The sequence below is a fragment of the Pseudomonas sp. NPDC077451 genome (assembly GCF_044543345.1).
Classification (GTDB): Bacteria; Pseudomonadota; Gammaproteobacteria; order Pseudomonadales; family Pseudomonadaceae; genus Stutzerimonas.
This window is the reverse complement of sequence record NZ_JBITVX010000002.1, coordinates 235,317-251,379: the sequence shown is the minus strand read 5'-3', so window position 1 is coordinate 251,379 and position 16,063 is coordinate 235,317. Positions and strand designations below refer to the sequence as shown.

General features: G+C 58.5%; 16 protein-coding genes and 2 pseudogenes. 10 read left to right on the top strand and 8 right to left on the bottom strand.

Features of this window, described 5'->3' with window-relative positions; genetic code table 11:
- Window positions 1–42 precede the first annotated feature (42 nt).
- Complete coding sequence (aspS, locus tag ACIGHL_RS04915) at window positions 43–1,818, bottom strand: aspartate--tRNA ligase (protein ID WP_128119386.1); 1,776 nt, start codon at window positions 1,816–1,818, stop codon at window positions 43–45.
- 371 nt (window positions 1,819–2,189) lie between these two features.
- Between aspS and ACIGHL_RS04910 the strand changes: the two genes are divergently transcribed.
- The 3 genes and pseudogenes from ACIGHL_RS04910 to ACIGHL_RS04900 all read left to right on the top strand — a co-directional run.
- Window positions 2,190–2,660: a Dps family protein gene (locus ACIGHL_RS04910; RefSeq protein ID WP_019342527.1), complete on the top strand. Its 471-nt coding sequence runs from the start codon at window positions 2,190–2,192 to the stop codon at window positions 2,658–2,660.
- A 285-nt stretch (window positions 2,661–2,945) separates the two neighbouring features.
- Window positions 2,946–3,221: pseudogene (locus ACIGHL_RS04905) on the top strand (cold shock domain-containing protein membrane protein); the annotation flags it as partial.
- A gap of 150 nt (window positions 3,222–3,371) precedes the next feature.
- Window positions 3,372–3,590 (top strand): annotated as a pseudogene (locus ACIGHL_RS04900) (cold-shock protein); the annotation flags it as partial.
- A gap of 52 nt (window positions 3,591–3,642) precedes the next feature.
- Here the strand turns inward: ACIGHL_RS04900 and ACIGHL_RS04895 are convergent.
- Both ACIGHL_RS04895 and ACIGHL_RS04890 read right to left on the bottom strand, forming a co-directional pair.
- On the bottom strand, window positions 3,643–3,849 hold the full coding sequence (locus tag ACIGHL_RS04895; RefSeq protein ID WP_128119388.1) for a SlyX family protein: 207 nt from the start codon (window positions 3,847–3,849) through the stop codon (window positions 3,643–3,645).
- Window positions 3,849–4,277: an HIT family protein gene (locus ACIGHL_RS04890; protein WP_128119389.1), complete on the bottom strand. Its 429-nt coding sequence runs from the start codon at window positions 4,275–4,277 to the stop codon at window positions 3,849–3,851. The genes ACIGHL_RS04895 and ACIGHL_RS04890 overlap by 1 nt, the downstream gene beginning before the upstream one ends.
- Window positions 4,278–4,735: 458 nt before the next feature.
- Between ACIGHL_RS04890 and ACIGHL_RS04885 the strand changes: the two genes are divergently transcribed.
- The 4 genes from ACIGHL_RS04885 (at window position 4,736) to ACIGHL_RS04870 (ending at window position 9,432) form a co-directional block, all read left to right on the top strand.
- The gene (locus tag ACIGHL_RS04885) at window positions 4,736–6,016 is read left to right on the top strand and encodes an OprD family porin (protein WP_128119569.1); all 1,281 of its coding nucleotides are present in this window, start codon (window positions 4,736–4,738) and stop codon (window positions 6,014–6,016) included.
- Between the two features lie 163 nt (window positions 6,017–6,179).
- Window positions 6,180–7,895 carry a proline--tRNA ligase gene (locus ACIGHL_RS04880; protein ID WP_128119390.1) on the top strand — a complete coding sequence of 572 codons (1,716 nt, stop codon included), beginning with the start codon at window positions 6,180–6,182 and terminating at the stop codon, window positions 7,893–7,895.
- Window positions 7,896–7,903: 8 nt separating this feature from the next.
- Complete coding sequence (locus ACIGHL_RS04875; RefSeq protein ID WP_128119391.1) at window positions 7,904–8,851, top strand: hypothetical protein; 948 nt, start codon at window positions 7,904–7,906, stop codon at window positions 8,849–8,851.
- An 8-nt stretch (window positions 8,852–8,859) separates the two neighbouring features.
- On the top strand, window positions 8,860–9,432 hold the full coding sequence (locus tag ACIGHL_RS04870) for a lytic transglycosylase domain-containing protein (protein WP_128119392.1): 573 nt from the start codon (window positions 8,860–8,862) through the stop codon (window positions 9,430–9,432).
- Between the two features lie 27 nt (window positions 9,433–9,459).
- Here ACIGHL_RS04870 and ACIGHL_RS04865 read toward each other — a convergent pair whose 3' ends face one another.
- Entirely contained in the window at window positions 9,460–9,921 is a 462-nt protein-coding gene (locus ACIGHL_RS04865) for a TlpA family protein disulfide reductase (protein WP_128119393.1), read from the bottom strand.
- A 35-nt stretch (window positions 9,922–9,956) separates the two neighbouring features.
- Window positions 9,957–11,177 (bottom strand): virulence factor BrkB family protein, encoded by a 1,221-nt coding sequence (locus ACIGHL_RS04860; RefSeq protein WP_128119394.1) that lies wholly within the window; start codon window positions 11,175–11,177, stop codon window positions 9,957–9,959.
- A 161-nt stretch (window positions 11,178–11,338) separates the two neighbouring features.
- On the opposite strand from ACIGHL_RS04860, the gene arsC reads away from it, so the two are divergent.
- From arsC to ACIGHL_RS04845, 3 genes are read left to right on the top strand one after another with little or no spacing between them, the layout of a single operon-like run.
- Window positions 11,339–11,692, top strand: coding sequence for an arsenate reductase (glutaredoxin) (gene arsC / locus ACIGHL_RS04855; protein WP_128119395.1), 354 nt, complete (start codon window positions 11,339–11,341; stop codon window positions 11,690–11,692).
- Window positions 11,689–12,294, top strand: coding sequence for an NAD(P)H:quinone oxidoreductase (wrbA, locus tag ACIGHL_RS04850; protein ID WP_064481954.1), 606 nt, complete (start codon window positions 11,689–11,691; stop codon window positions 12,292–12,294). Before arsC ends, wrbA begins: the two co-directional genes overlap by 4 nt.
- The gene (locus tag ACIGHL_RS04845; protein ID WP_128119396.1) at window positions 12,287–12,697 is read left to right on the top strand and encodes a DUF2069 domain-containing protein; all 411 of its coding nucleotides are present in this window, start codon (window positions 12,287–12,289) and stop codon (window positions 12,695–12,697) included. Before wrbA ends, ACIGHL_RS04845 begins: the two co-directional genes overlap by 8 nt.
- A gap of 192 nt (window positions 12,698–12,889) precedes the next feature.
- Here the strand turns inward: ACIGHL_RS04845 and hda are convergent, their stop codons facing one another.
- From hda to ACIGHL_RS04830, 3 genes are all read right to left on the bottom strand, one after another.
- Complete coding sequence (gene hda / locus ACIGHL_RS04840; protein ID WP_045428765.1) at window positions 12,890–13,594, bottom strand: DnaA regulatory inactivator Hda; 705 nt, start codon at window positions 13,592–13,594, stop codon at window positions 12,890–12,892.
- Window positions 13,591–14,679, bottom strand: a complete 1,089-nt coding sequence (locus tag ACIGHL_RS04835) for an AI-2E family transporter (RefSeq protein ID WP_128119397.1) — start codon at window positions 14,677–14,679, stop codon at window positions 13,591–13,593. The genes hda and ACIGHL_RS04835 overlap by 4 nt, the downstream gene beginning before the upstream one ends.
- A gap of 124 nt (window positions 14,680–14,803) precedes the next feature.
- On the bottom strand, window positions 14,804–15,940 hold the full coding sequence (locus ACIGHL_RS04830) for a DUF2066 domain-containing protein (RefSeq protein ID WP_128119398.1): 1,137 nt from the start codon (window positions 15,938–15,940) through the stop codon (window positions 14,804–14,806).
- Window positions 15,941–16,063: the final 123 nt, after the last annotated feature.

The window sequence follows — 16,063 nt, the reverse complement described above, 5'->3', positions numbered from 1 at the left end:
TGCTGAAACCAAGAGCCCAGGTTTCCCTGGGCTCTTGTGCCGTCATTCGGCTTTCGGCTGCTCGCGCAGGCGAATGTGCAATTCACGCAACGCCTTGCCATCCACGGCACCCGGCGCTTGGGTCATGACGTCTGCGGCGCTCTGTGTTTTCGGGAAAGCAATGACTTCACGAATCGACTGCGCGCCGGTCATCAGCATCACCAGGCGATCAAGGCCGAACGCCAGACCACCATGCGGCGGCGCGCCAAATTTGAGCGCATCGAGCAGGAAGCCAAACTTTTCGTCCTGCTCTGCCTCGTCGATACCCAGAATGCGGAACACGGTCTGCTGCATTTCTTTGCGGTGAATACGGATCGAACCGCCGCCCAGCTCGGTTCCGTTAAGAACCATGTCGTACGCACGCGACAGCGCACCCGCCGGGTTGGCTTCCAGCTCCTTAGGCGTGCACTTGGGTGCGGTGAACGGATGATGCAGCGCGCTGAGCGAGCCGTCATCGTTCTCCTCGAACATCGGGAAGTCGACGACCCACATCGGCGCCCACTCGCAGGTCAACAGCTTCAAGTCATGACCAAGCTTGATGCGCAGCGCACCCAGCGCCTCGGATACGATCTTGGCCTTATCCGCACCAAAGAAGACGATGTCCCCGTCAACGGCACCAACGCGATCAAGGATCACGTTTAGCTTGTCTTCCGGAATGTTCTTCACGATGGGGGACTGCAGTCCCTCGACGCCTTTAGCGCGCTCGTTAACCTTAATGTACGCCAGCCCCTTGGCACCGTAGATGCCGACGAACTTGGTGTAGTCGTCGATCTGCTTGCGCGGCATGCTTGCACCGCCCGGTACCCGCAGCGCGGCGACGCGGCACTTGGGATCGTTCGCCGGCCCGCTGAATACCTTGAAATCAACCTGCTGCAACTGATCGGCCACGTCGACCAACTCCAGCGGAATACGCAAGTCCGGCTTGTCGGAGCCATAACGACGCATGGCTTCTTCGAACGGCATGTGCGGGAACTCGCCGAACTCGACGCCCAGTACTTCCTTGAACAGTTTGCGCACCATTCCCTCGGTGATTCCGATGATGTCGGACTCATCGAGGAAGCTGGTTTCGATGTCGATCTGGGTGAATTCTGGCTGACGATCGGCGCGAAGATCCTCATCACGGAAACACTTGGCGATCTGGTAGTAACGGTCGAAACCCGCAACCATCAGCAGTTGCTTGAAGAGCTGTGGTGACTGAGGCAGCGCGAAGAAATTACCGGGATGGGTACGGCTAGGCACCAGGTAATCACGTGCACCCTCAGGGGTTGGGCGCCCGAGAATAGGCGTTTCAACGTCGAGAAAGCCATTTTCGTCTAGGTAACGACGGATGCTGGCAGTGATTCTCGAGCGCAGCTTGAGCTTCTCGGCCATTTCCGGACGACGAAGGTCGATGAAGCGATAGCGTAGGCGAGTTTCCTCACCTACGTCGCTGTATTCATTGAGGGGGAACGGCGGGGTTTCCGCCTCGTTCAGAACTTCAAGTTCGTAACCCAGTACTTCGATAGCGCCGGACGTCATGTTCGGGTTGACCGCACCGGCCGGGCGCAGGCGCACCTTGCCGGTAATCCTGATCACGTATTCGCTGCGCACCTTGTCTGCGGCAGCGAAAGTTTCGGCACGATCGGGATCGAACACGACCTGAGCCAGGCCCTCACGGTCACGTACATCGAGGAAGATAACCCCGCCGTGGTCACGGCGACGGTGAACCCAGCCGCAAAGAGTGATTTCCTGGCCGTCCAGGCTTTCGTTCAACTGGCCGCAATAGTGGCTGCGCATCATGGTGAGGTTCGCTTCTCATATCTTGGAAATTCGTTGGGTCGCTGGAATCGCGACTGTGCAGGCGGCTACCTAGTGGCGTCCCGCCCGGAATATCAATCGCCGGCAATGGAGGATCAAGCACCAGCACCGCAGCGCTTCCTCGCACGGCAAAACGAGCCGCCCGACACAAGCGCGGGATTATATCTGCATAATCATTTCAACGCAGCCGGCTGCCGATAGGGTCAAGCAATCAGGCCCATAACCATCCTTTTTGAACCGAAGCCGTCTTTGAGCCTTCGAACCCATATGCCGCCGCTGCCATCGCAGCACTTCACCAAAGACGCTCCTTTTCTGGCATAAATGTCAGCGAATTCATCAAACAGGAGAAAACCATGGAAATCGACATTGGTATTGCTGAACAGGATCGCGCCGCCATTGCGGACGGTTTGTCCCGCCTGCTGGCCGATACCTACACCTTGTATCTGAAGACCCACAACTTCCACTGGAACGTGACAGGACCGATGTTCAACACCCTGCACACGATGTTCGAGACCCAGTACACCGAACTGGCGCTAGCTGTGGATGACATTGCCGAGCGGATCCGCGCACTGGGCTTTCCGGCGCCAGGTACGTATGCGGCCTACTCTAAGCTTTCGTCTATCAAGGAGCAGGAGGGAATTCCGGCCGCTGAAGAGATGATTAAACTACTGGTCGAAGGCCAGGAAGCCGTAGTCCGTACAGCACGTGGCATTTTCCCGCTGCTGGAAAAAGTCAGCGATGAGCCCACCGCTGACCTGTTGACTCAGCGCATGCAGATCCACGAGAAGACCGCTTGGATGCTGCGCAGCCTGCTGGCTGCCTGACCGCGCTAGCGTCCTCGCTTACGAACGGGATAACTGTATTCGCGGCTATCCCGTTCCATCCGGCGCAAACTGGACCCTGACAAGCTAGACCTGACAAACCTCACCCCGACCGCCCCTCACCTAAACCGCAGCGAATTTTGCGTGGGCACGCTTTGCTGTTAAATTCGCGCGCGCCGCAGGCAGGGCACCATCAAATACGAGTGATCGCTTCACCAACACTCAGCGTCTCAATTTGCCCTACAGCCTGCCGCATTCTGTCGTGCTATTTAACTGTGAGTCATAAGAATGCTTAAGATCCTTCATGTGTTAACGGGCGTAGCCGCCTTGATATTGTCGTTCGTACCCAGCCTAACCGGCGCCGTGCCTCTGCTGGTCCAACCTGCAGCCTTATGCCTGCTGCTTCTGGGACTGCTGAACGTGCAGTTCGCCGCCTCTATCCAACTGAACACCACTGGTCACGGTCACGGTCGTCCGATTCTGTTCGGCGCATCCGCGCTGCTGATCGCTGCAGTCGCCGTCCAGGCGGCCATCGTGTTGATTCCTGTCGCCAGCTTCGCTGGCCAGCCGGCGACCCTTGCCAGTCTCATGCTCGCTTTCATTGCCGTACTGCTGCAACTGGCAACAAGCCAAACGAAAAGCACAAGCGCCGGCGCCCACCGTAGCGCCAGCAAGGCCCGTAAGGTCCAACCTAGTCACGCCGCGGTTCCAACCGCCGGACGCGAAACGGGTACGGTCAAGTGGTTCAACACCTCAAAGGGTTTCGGCTTCATTTCCCGTGACAGTGGCGACGATGTATTTGTCCACTTCCGGGCGATTCGAGGGGAAGGTCATCGGGTGCTGGTTGAAGGCCAACGCGTCGAATTTACGATCATGATGCGTGATAAAGGCCTCCAGGCCGAAGACGTAGTCGCCGACCCGATCAACCAATGATCCCAGCGCAGGGTGCTACGCCACCCTGCCGTCAATACACCCCGCCGCCTTATCAGTAATGCGGCGGGGGCGCCTCATCTCCCTCGCCTTCCATCCTGCTTTGCAGATCTTCCTGCCGTCTTGCGAGCAAACCTAGCTGTGCCTGCAGTCTGTCGACTGTGCGCTGCTGTGCGACCAGCACATCATTAAGGGTCTGGATAGTATCGTCCTGAAAAGCTAGGCGCGCTTCCAAATCGGTGATGCGTTGTTCCAAGTCCATTATCTACCCCCCTCGAACAGAAAGCCGTCGGTGAGCACCAGCTCCAACTTCTGCTTGATCACGGCTAGCTGCGCTTCGCTGTAAGGCTTGGCCGAATGAAATCCCCACACCGGGGCCGGCCAGGCAGCATCGTCCCGCCGCCGGGCAATCACATGCACATGCAACTGGCTCACGACATTGCCCAGTGTTGCCACATTCATCTTGTCCGCGCCAAAGGTGTCTTTGACTATTTCCGCCAGGGCCGTCGCCTCTCGCCACAACAGTTGCTGATCGGCCGGATCCAGCTGGAACAGCTCACTGACCTCCTCCCGACGGGGCACCAGGATGAACCATGGATAACTGGCATCATTCATTAAAAGCAACCGGCATAACGGAAAGTTGCCCAGCGTCACCGTGTCCTGCTGCAAGCGTTCATCGAGAACGAACATAAAGGTCTCCTTTGCCTAATTTGATGTCGGCGCCAGCTAAGCTTTGCCTGGTCGTTTGCGGCAGGATACTCCAGCACTCGAAAGGGGATCAGCAAAGCAACGCGCCCCAGCGAGGTGCAGAAGGTTCCCACTCAGCCCTGCTTTAGCGCGGGCGGCAACATGCATCGACTCGAATCGTCGCAAAAAATCAGTAAATGAGTTTTGTGCACGGTTATTGCTTTGGACAAAAAAGCTGCATGGACGGGGGAAGAAAATCATAAATAGCTGAGTTAAGCTTGCTCGCGCTAGTTTACCCAGCTACACAGTAATTCTCGGAAATACATTCCAGGCTTGCTGCAGGTCACGACCAGCTAGGCAAACGAAGGACTCAATTGAGCTTGTATACCGAAAATAAAGATGCCTCTTTCCGGCGCACGCAGGAAAGCAAGCACCAATTTGAAACCAAAGGAGCAATCACGATGAAAGTGATGAAGTGGAGCGTTATCGCCATGGCCGTTGCGGCCGGCACGTCGCAAATGGCGCTGGCGTCCAGCCAGTCCGAATCGGAAGGCTTTGTCGAAGGCAGCAGCCTGACGATTCTGAACCGTAACCTGTATATGAACCGTGATTTCCGTGATAACGGAGCGGGCGGCACTGCTGCGCGCGGCCAAAGCTACCGCGAAGCCTGGGGTCATGGCTTCATCGGCACTTTCGAGTCTGGCTTCACCCAAGGCACCGTCGGTGTGGGCGTCGATGCGATCGGCCTGCTGGGCGTCAAGCTGGACACAGGTCGTGGCCGCGTAGGAAATGGGCTGTTCCCGACTGACTCAGATGGCCGCGCTGAAGACGATTATTCAGAAGCGGGCGGTGCGATTAAATTCCGCGCGTCTAACACCGTTCTAAAATACGGTACTCAGTTCGTGGCTTTGCCGGTCTTTTCGACCGACGACAGCCGTCTACTGCCTGAAACAGCCGAGGGCTCCTTGATCAGCAGCAGCGAGATCGAAGGCCTGGAGCTTAATGTTGGTCGCTTCACCGGCTTGAACGGGCAAGCGGCAACAGGCCGGGACAGCGCCAACAGCGGCGCGCTTGAGAGCATCAACCTTATTGGCGGTACTTATGCCATTAGCGATGCGCTAAGCACATCCTTGTACTACTCCGATGTAGAAGTTCATGAAGCAGCGGACTATGAGAAGTTCTACGGCAATCTGAACTACAACATGGACCTCGGCTCCGATCAGTCGCTCGCATTCGATTTCAACATTTATAAGTCGGATGTCGATGCAGCAGATAGCGACAATACCATTTGGAGCTTGGCAAGCACCTACAGCGTTGGGGCTCATGGCCTGACGGTCGCCTATCAGCGCTCAAGTGGTGACGCAGGCTACGGCTACGGTGTTGATGGCGGCGGCACCGTTTGGCTTGCCAACTCGGTTCAGTATTCCGACTTTAATGGTGAAGACGAGAAGTCCTGGCAGGCTCGCTATGACCTGAACATGGCGTCTTATGGTGTGCCGGGCTTGAGCTTCATGACCCGCTATATCAGCGGTTATGACATCAGCACTCCAACCGGTACCGGTGAAGAGCGCGAATGGGACGTTGAAGCCAAGTATGTCGTTCAAGAAGGCGCGGCTAAAGACTTGTCAGTCCGTCTCCGTCATGCCAAATACTGGTCGGATTCGGATTACGCACCGGTCTATGAGAGCTCAGATCTTACTGATGTGCGCCTGATCGTCGAGTACCCGCTGAGCATCCTGTAATACAGGCCCATCAGCTGTAACTCGAGCTAAACAAGAAGCCCGGCACTCGCCGGGCTTCTTCATTCTTGCAGACGCACGCCATCGGAACGATTCTGTACGCCAGAGTATCGCCACCGTACAATGCCGAGCCAAATTCTCCGCTCTGCAAGGACACAACGGCCACATGCGCACCAGTCAGTTCCTGCTCTCGACCCTTAAAGAAACCCCTTCTGACGCCGTTGTCATCAGCCATCAGCTGATGCTGCGTGCCGGGATGATCCGCAAGCTGGCGTCCGGCCTCTACACCTGGATGCCGATGGGGCTGCGCGCGCTACGCAAGGCCGAAGCTATCGTTCGCGAAGAAATGAACAAGACCGGCGCGCTGGAAGTGTTGATGCCTGGGATACAGCCTGCCGAACTCTGGCAGGAAACCGGCCGTTGGGAGCAGTACGGCCCTGAGCTGCTGCGCCTGAAAGACCGTCATGACCGCGAATTCTGTGTTGGCCCGACTCATGAAGAGATCATCACCGACCTGGCGCGCAATGAGCTGAACAGCTACAAGCAACTGCCGATCAACTTCTACCAAATACAGACCAAGTTTCGCGATGAAATCCGCCCTCGCTTCGGCCTGATGCGCGGGCGCGAATTCATCATGAAGGACGCCTATTCGTTCCATGCTGACCAACAGTCACTGCAGGAAACGTATGACCGGATGCATGAGGCGTACTGCAAGATTTTCACGCGACTGGGATTGAATTTCCGACCTGTCCAGGCGGATACCGGCTCTATTGGCGGCACGGGCTCGCATGAGTTTCATGTACTGGCCGAGTCCGGTGAAGACGATATCGCATTCAGCGACAGCTCCGATTACGCGGCCAACATCGAGAAGGCCGAGGCGATCCCCCGCGAGACTGAGCGCGGCTCTGCGACCGAAGAGCTCCGCCTGGTAGATACCCCAAACTGCAAGACCATTGCTGCACTGGTCGAGCAGTTCCAACTGCCTATTGAAAAAACGATCAAAACCCTGCTTGTGCGGAGCATTGAGAAGGACCAACTGGTTGCACTGATCGTTCGTGGTGACCATGAACTGAACGAGATCAAGGCGGCGAACCTGCCTCAGGTCGCACAACCGCTGGTATTCGCGACCGAAGCGGAAATCCGCGCGGTTATGGGTGCCGGTCCTGGCTCGCTAGGCCCGCTGAACTTGCCGATCAGCTGCGTCATTGATCGTTCTGTGGCGCTAATGAGCGATTTCGTGGCGGGAGCCAACCAGGAGGACAAGCACTACTTCGGCGTCAATTGGGAGCGTGACCTGCCGCTACCTGAGGTGGCGGACCTGCGCAACGTAGTTGCAGGCGACCCAAGCCCAGATGGCGTCGGCACGCTGATCATCAAGCGCGGCATCGAAGTCGGGCACATCTTCCAGCTGGGTACCAAGTACAGCCAGGCGATGAATTGCAGCGTGATGGGTGAAAACGGCAAGCCTGTTATTCTGACCATGGGCTGCTACGGCATCGGCGTGTCCCGTGTCGTCGCGGCCGCCATCGAGCAGAACTACGATGAGCGCGGCATTATCTGGCCCGAGGCCCTCGCTCCGTTCCAGATCGCGCTGGTCCCGATGAAGTACGAAAACCAGGCCGTCCGCGAAGCAACCGATAAGCTCTACGAGGAACTCACCGCTGCTGGCTACGACGTTCTCCTCGACGACCGTGACAAAAAGACCAGTCCAGGCGTCAAATTTGCCGATATGGAGTTGGTAGGAATACCGCATCGCATCGTTGTAGGCGACCGCGGGCTTGCCGATGGCACTCTGGAATACAAGCATCGCCGCGATGCCGAAAGCCAGGCCATCCCTACTGCCGACATTCTCGAATTCATCAATTCCCGCGCCAGCCGCTGACGGAAATCATGCTCAACCGAAGTGCTTCAACTTGCGCCATGCTCTGCATGGCGCTTTTTGTGGGTGGCTGCGCCAATCAGCTGCCTCAACGTAGCGAACAAGAAGCCCGTACCGAACGCAAACTGCTCAACCACAGTCTGCGCATTGAGGTGGGCGCGCCATTGCTCGAGCTGCCACAGCGACGTATCCGCGTACTCGACCAGAAGACCTTCGAAGTCACCGACTTCGAGGTGACACGCCGCTATGATCGCTATACACCCTATCAACCCTGGCGCGAGCTATACGAAATTCCGCTGGGCGCTGTTGCGGTGGTCGCAGGTATTGGCGCCAATGTGCTCAATGTAGTGTTGCTCGGCAACCTACCGGAAAGCGCCACTCGCGACTGGATCAGCTACGGTTTTGCGGGCCTCAATCCGTTCGTTAATGTTGAGTCCAACGGCCGTTCGCAGCAGAACCTTGCCAGCCTCGACGAGCAGCGACGCGACGCCCGGCTCGAGTACTCCAGCCTCCCTTGGGCTGAGCGCTCGGTGCAGGTCGTTGCGGCCAACGAAACGCACGAACTGAGCACCGATCGCAACGGCGTGCTGCGCCTGAATCTACTTGATGGCCCCTTCGCCGATCAGGACATCAGCCAGGTCGGCAAGCTTCAGCTACGGGTCGAAGACCCGCAGGACGGCACCCGAGCTGACGCCACGCTTCTTGTCAGTCGCGCCTTGCGTGGCAAGCTTCTCGAAGCGCACGACCTGATCTTCGATGACCTCGAAGGTGACGATGTCAATCAATGGGTGCATCGCGTCAAGCGGCTTTCAGAGCTTGGTCTCGAGGAGGAAGCCAGCGAGCTTGAACAGAGCTTGATTGAGCTGACCCGCAATGACCCAGATTTGCAGCAGGAGTTTCTCCGGAGCCTGATGCAGGATGCCGGTCGCCAGGCACACGATCCAGGCGAAGGCGACTAGGCCGCGTCATGAAGCCGCTCCGACTCCTGTGGCTGTTAATGCTGGTGGTTGCCTGGCCAGTCGCTGCGACTGTTCGCCAGGCACCCGAGCCGGAGCTTCGCGAACTGATGCAGCGAACCGTAGCAGAAGCTGAGAGCTTTCAGGATCGCTTTGACGCAGAAGTCTGGCTGCTCGATATGTCGACCCGCCTCAAGCGCTACGTTCCCGACCCGCAGGAGCGGCTGACATTACTGCGGTTGGTTCATCAGGAGGCCAGCAAAGCAGCGCTCAAACCAGACATTGTGCTGGCTTTGATCCATGCGGAAAGTCACTTCGACCGTTTCGCCATCTCCAGCGTCGGCGCGCAAGGCATGATGCAGGTAATGCCCTTCTGGAAAGCCGAACTGGGTCGGCCGCAAGACAACCTGACCGACAACGCCACCAACCTTCGCTACGGCTGCACCATCCTCAGCTACTACCTGAAGAAGGAAAATGGTGACATCAACCGAGCGCTGGCACGCTATAACGGTAGCCTCGGCAAACATCACTACCCAGCAAAGGTCATCGGCTTCTGGCAGGATTTCTGGTACGTCAAGCCTTGACGACGGGCGCCAGCGCCCGAATAGTCACTACCCCTCGCTCCGTAGTTTATCCAGCCTGGCGAGCAGCCCTTCCGCCGTTTGCTCACCCACCAGACTCTCGCGGACTTCCCCGCCAGCATCGACAATATAGGTGACCGGCAGCACTGCACTGCGTGGCAGGCCCAACCGCTCCGCCGGATCGACGCTGAGCACCCTGAAATTGATGTTCAACTGCTTGGCCGCAGCGACCAGCTCGTCGCCTTGCAGCCCGTCGAAATTCACGCCCAGTACCGTGATGTCGTCCCGCGACTGGTCCAGTGCGTTCAGTTCGGGAATTTCGGTTCGGCAAGGGCCGCACCATTCGGCCCAGTAATTGATCAGCAGCCACTGCCCGTCGAGCTGCTGCGCAGTGACATTAGCGCCGTGCTGGTCCGCCCCCCAATCCTCACCACAGCCCACCAGCATCAAGCAGGCGAAGGCACCAAGCAATCCGCTGAGTCCTCTGTTCATGTTCGTTTTCCTTGCGATGCTGAGTATCGGCTCGTTCAGACGCGCTGCGACTGCAGCCAATCCGCGACGCTACCACCAAACAGGCTGGCCTGCTCGCGCTGAAGCAGCTCCATGGATTGACGCAGCGTTGGGTACCAGGGCTCATCCAGATGCTCCGGTAGCGCCTGCTTACCTGAGAGAGGCCAGGGGTTGGAACGCAACAGCTGATCGAAGCTGTAGCTGTTGAGATCGCGACAGAGCACCCAACCGGAAGAGCCGGTCCGACAAACAAGCTGCTCCCGCTCGAAGAACTCGAGGATTTCATCCCATTCGTCCTCCGGCAGCTTCCAGCCGCTTCGGTGGGCATCGCGTAAACGCACCTCTCGCCCGGCCTGCTGACTTTCGTAAAGCACGCGCAACAACCCGAGCATGACCAGCAGCCGCGGTACCGAGCGGCGTCGCCATTGCTGTGACGATGACAATCCGCAGACCAGTTCCGCCCCGAACAATACGATCATCCAGGACAGATAGACCCACAGCAGAAACAGCGGCACTGCGGCAAACGCCCCGTAGATCAGTTGATAGCTGGGGAAAAAGCTGACATACAAACCGAACAATTGCTTCGCCGTTTCGAAAAGCACAGCGGTAAACGTCCCACCTACCAATGCATGCCGCAGCGGCACTCGAGTGTTCGGCACAGCTGCATAGATCAATGTGAATGCCGCGACACTGAGCAACAGGGGCATCGCTTTTAAAACGGTGCGCGCGCCAATCAGCGCATGCGGGCCCGATATCAGCGACAACGAGGTGATATAGGTGCTCATGGCAAACCCCGCACCCAACAGCAACGGGCCGAGACTAAGGATCGCCCAGTACAACAGAAAGCTTGAGATCCCACGGCGCGGTTGGCGCACGCGCCAGATAACGTTGAACGCCTTTTCGATGGTCAAAAGCATCATCAGCGCGGTTGCCATCAGAAACCCCACACCGAACCAGGTCAGCTGCCTCGCCTGATCAGTGAAGGCGACCAGATAGTCCTGAATGGTAGCGCCCGTGGAAGGAATGAAGTTGCTGAAGATATATATCTGGATTTGCTCACCGATCCCCTGAAACGCAGGAATGGCGGAAAGCATGGCGAACGTCACCGTCATCATCGGCACCACCGCGAACAGGGTGGTATAGGTCAATGCGGCAGCGCTGTGTGGGCCGCGATCCGCGAGGAAGCGCTGCACCAAGAAACGACCGAACTCCACAAAATCCTTGATCCGCTGTTGCATTCAATCCCCTCGGTGTCAGTCGCGATCGCCGAAACCCGGTTACCCGCAGGCCTGTAGCAAGTAAAAGCCTACCTTGGCAGACAGCCCTCCGCGACCACCGTTTCAAGCGCCACAGCTTTGAGGGTTAGAATGGCCACCTAAATTGGCGCGAAGCAACCCAAATGACCGAATTGATCCTTTACCACAACCCACGCTGTTCGAAATCACGAAGTGCCCTGGAACTGCTCGAACAACGCGGCCTCTCCCCTTCCGTCATCCGGTATCTCGAAACGCCTCCGTCGGCTGCAGAGCTCAAGCAGATACTTGCCAAGCTGGGCATCAGCCCACGCCAGCTGCTACGCAGCGGCGAGGAAGAGTACAGAACCCTGAACCTCGCCGACCCGACGCTCACTGATGGGCAGATCATCGACGCCATGGTCGCTCACCCTAAACTTATCGAACGGCCGATACTGGTAGCCGGTGATGTGGCGGTGATCGGACGACCGCCGGAAAAGGTACTGGAGATCCTGCCATGAGTGCACCGTACGTCCTTGTGCTGTATTACAGCCGTCACGGCGCCACTGCGGAAATGGCCCGGCAAATTGCCCGAGGCGTCGAGCAGGCAGGGCTTGAGGCACGATTGCGCACCGTACCGGCCGTGTCTGCCGAATGCGAGACGGTTGCGCCTGCGATTCCCGAGCATGGCGCCATTTACGCAACGCTGGATGACCTGAAACATTGCTCCGGCCTCGCTCTTGGTAGCCCGACCCGCTTCGGCAACATGGCCGCTCCGCTGAAATACTTTCTCGACGGCACCAGCGGACTCTGGCTGACCGGCGAACTGGTCGGTAAACCTGCTGGCGTGTTTACCTCGACCTCCAGCTTGCATGGCGGTCAGGAGACCACGTTGCTGTCCATGCTGTTACCCCTACTGCACCACGGCATGTTGCTGCTCGGCCTGCCGTACAGCCAAAACGCCTTGCTTGAAACTCGTGGCGGCGGCACCCCCTACGGCCCCAGTCACCATGCCGGAGCAGATGGCAAGCGTGCATTAGATGAGCATGAAATCAGTCTTTGCCGCGCACTAGGCCAACGCCTCGCGGAAACCGCCAAGCGTCTGGAGAATAACCGTGGCTAGAAAGCCGAAACCCCTGCCGTCGCTCGAATGGCTGACGCCACGGGTAAAACTCAGCCGCGCGATCAGCCTGGCCAGTTTCATTGGGCTGGCCGTGCTATTGGTCGTCTGGAACCTGGCATTTGCCGACCTGCACGGCGCGCGCACCTGGGTGGTGGTCAGCATTCAGCTGATTCCACTCCTTCTGGTGGCCCCTGGCATGATCTCCGGAAGCCCGCGCGCCCATGCCTGGACCTGTTTTATCGTCAACATCTACTTCATTCAAGGCGTGCTTGCCGCGATCAACCCGACCCGGATGGTTTACGGCTGGCTGGAAGCAATCATCAGCCTGACGCTCTTCATAAGCGCCCTGCTCTATACCCGTTGGGCTTATCAGTACGGTCGCAAAGCGGCTGGCGAAAGCTGAGACGAGCAGGAGGCACAGCGAGGCGAGGCGCCAGGTTCTCAGGTAACGTTGGACAGCGTCGGTGGGCTGAAGCCCACCCTACTCCAGCAGTTCAACCTACTCTCGGGTGAGCCGCATGACGACGTTTCGGTTCAGCTTGGCCGTACTGACCTGCAAAGCCGGGCCGAACTCAACAGCCTGCTGCCAGCGTTCCTACCAGCCGAGCGTTTCCTTGAGAAACGGGATGGTCAGTTTACGTTGCGCCTGGAGGGAGGCCTGATCGAGCCGGTCGAGCAACTCGAACAATGCGCTCATGCTGCGGGCACCGCGAGTGAGGATGAAGCGGCCTACATCGTCCGGCAGGTTCAAACCGCGGCGCGATGCTCGAAGCTGCAAGGCGCGCAGCTTGTCCTCATCCGAGAGTTCCTGCAGTTGAAACACCAGCGATAGACTCAAACGGGACTTGAGATCTGGAAGCTGTACAGCGATCTCTCGCGGAGAGGCATCGGCGGCGAGCAACAGGCGTCGACCACTGTCGCGAAGCCGATTGAACAGATGGAACAAGGCTTCTTCCCACACCGGATCGCCCGCTATGGCATCCAGATCATCCAGACAGACCAGCTCGCTCTGTTCCAGATCATCCAGAAGCGCCGGGCCGTACTCCGCCACTTCCGCCAACGGCAGATACACAGCCAGTTCACCACGTTGTTCGACGCGCAAGCAGGCGGCCTGAAGCAAATGACTGCGCCCGACGCCAGTACCGCCCCACAGATAGATCAATTCATCGGACCAACCAGCCGCAGGCGAACAGACTCGCTCGACATAGCCAAGCGCGGCCGCATTGGCGCCCGGGTAGAAGTTGGCAAAGGTGGCATCGTCACGAAGACGAATGCCCAGGGGAAGCTGAATGGGTTTCATGGTTGGCGGGGCGGGTCGGCCGGCGGCTCTGCATAAAGATCCGAGAGTTTATAGAGATCATGCACATGGCGCAGCAGGACCATGATCACCGCCGCAACTGGCAATGCCAGGAGCACGCCGGTAAAACCAAACAGTTGCCCCCCAGCCAGCACCGCGAAGATCACCGCAACGGGGTGCAGGCCGATACGGTCACCCACCAACAGCGGGGTTAGCAGCATGCCTTCCATCATCTGCCCTACTGTGAACACCGCCGCGACGCCCAGCAGGGGATAGAGCTCCAGACCAAACTGGAACAGCACGGCAATCACTGCCGCGCCTATGCCCACCACGAACCCCATGTACGGCACGATGCTGGCTAGGCCAGCCAAGACACCGATCAACAGTCCCAATTCGACACCGACCAACATGAGACCAGCGGAATAGACGACAGCCAGCGCCAACATAACCAGCAGCTGTCCACGTAGAAAGGCGCCGATGACCTCGTGGCATTCGCGCATCAGCGACATGACAGCATCCTCGCGCCGCCGCGGTAGAAGCGTGCGCAGTTTGGCCATGATCAGGTCCCAGTCCCGCAGTAAATAGAAACACACCACTGGCACCAGCAGGAGATTCGCCAACCAGGCCAGCAAAGCGATGCTCGAAGCCGTAGCCTGACTGAGGATGATCGCTACCACGTCCTTGGTGCTGCCGAGATTGGCGGAAAACGCGCTCTTGAGCTGATCGACGCGCCAGAAATCCTCGTCGAGGCCAAACTGCGCTTGCACCCAGGGCAGCGCCGTCAGCTGCAACCAGTCCAGGCCCAGCGGTGCAAGCTCATAGAGATGCATCAGCTGCTTGCCGAGCATCGGAACCAACACCAGCAGCAGCAACAGACACAGCAGTGTGAACAGTGTGAAAACCAGAATCACACCCCAGGTTCGGGACAGCTTCCAACGCTCCAGCCGGTCTACCAGTGGGTCGCCCAGATAAGCCAGCAGGATACCGACCAGAAAAGGCGAAAGGATGGGTGATAGCTGATAGATCAACCAGCCAATCAAAAACAGCGCCACCAGCCATAGCCAGCGGTTGTTGTGGGTGATGGTCATGTTCTAAACGTCTTGTTTGGGTGATCTGAGGCCGCTGGCTACAGCAGGCGGAAGGGGAAACCGTGAATCGATGAGGGCCATGGGTGGCAAAGCCCACTCCGATTTACTGTCGGGCGGATAAACGCTACCAACGGTAGCGCAGCAACGTGCCCTGATCTGCCGGCTCGGATTGCTCGCTTGCCGGTGCGCCAGGCTCGTCGAGAGGAGATTGGGCATTGCTTGGCTGCGCTTCAGCGTCGCCGGCCGACACGTCACTGTCGCCGATGGGCTCGACGCCAGCATCGGCGCCCGCGGCGTCTATCGCTTGCATGTCAATTTCATCGGGAGCGACTTCCTGCAGTCGCGCCAAGGCTAGCTGAGCCCGCAGTTGCTCTGGACTGGCGCTGAGGCGATACACCAGCCGATCGCTTTCGACCCGCTGCAAGCGTGCACCGAAGGGTTCAAGCAAGCGATCTAGCTCGGCGAAACGCTCCACGTCAGCCCCAAGCACCTCTAGCGTGATCTCCGCTCTGTCGCCGGGCTTAACGCGGTACTGCGGCGCCAGGAATGTGCTTACAGCGAGCATGACCTCATCGGCCAGCACGGATCGGGTGTCGCCACTCGCCTTACCCTGCGTCTGTTTGTCACCAACCCAGAGGCGCCAGTTGGCTTGCCAGGTTTCGCCGGACTGTTTAGCCATGACGGTTAGCAGCCCATCTGCATCGTACCGCTCCGATACTTCGCGAAGCGCCTGTGGATCCTTCGCGGTGACGGTCTCGGGGGTGGCCACGAGCTGCTCACTCAGATCGGCCAACGGCAAACGCAACGGCAAGCCACGATGCTGGGCGGCCGCCCGCAAGTCGGAGGAGCCCTCCTGCGCATCGCCAACAAGCTGCGAGCCGTTAGCCGACTCTCCGAGCCACCAGGCCAGGATGCTCGGGCGCTCAGCCCCCCATAATGAAAGCCCGGCTGACCGCAGCGCACGCTCGGTAGTCACCGGATCGAAGTTAACGATGACTGCGTCGCCCTCATAGGCATAGCGGCTCACCAATTGCTGCGGATCGTTGCGCAACTGCACAACAGCCTCTTGATCAGAGCTGGAGTCGCCGGTCAGACGCAGCACCAGCGTATCGAATGCTTTTCGTAGCGCCTCTTCGCGCTCGGCTGGTTGTTGGCTGGCAACCGGTTCACGCACCTTGTAGAGATCGCTGACGGGTGCCGCCATGCTATGAGCGGACACAACTGCGCAGCACAGGGCGAGAAGACGGGAAGTTACGCGCATATTTTAAAAACTCGCTGGCGAGCCAGTCATGGGGGCCTGCCGGCCCCTTGCGGCGACCGGGTTCGGGATAATCATGCGTTATACCTTAAACAGGCACCTAACTCGGGGCAACCGCAGCAGTCA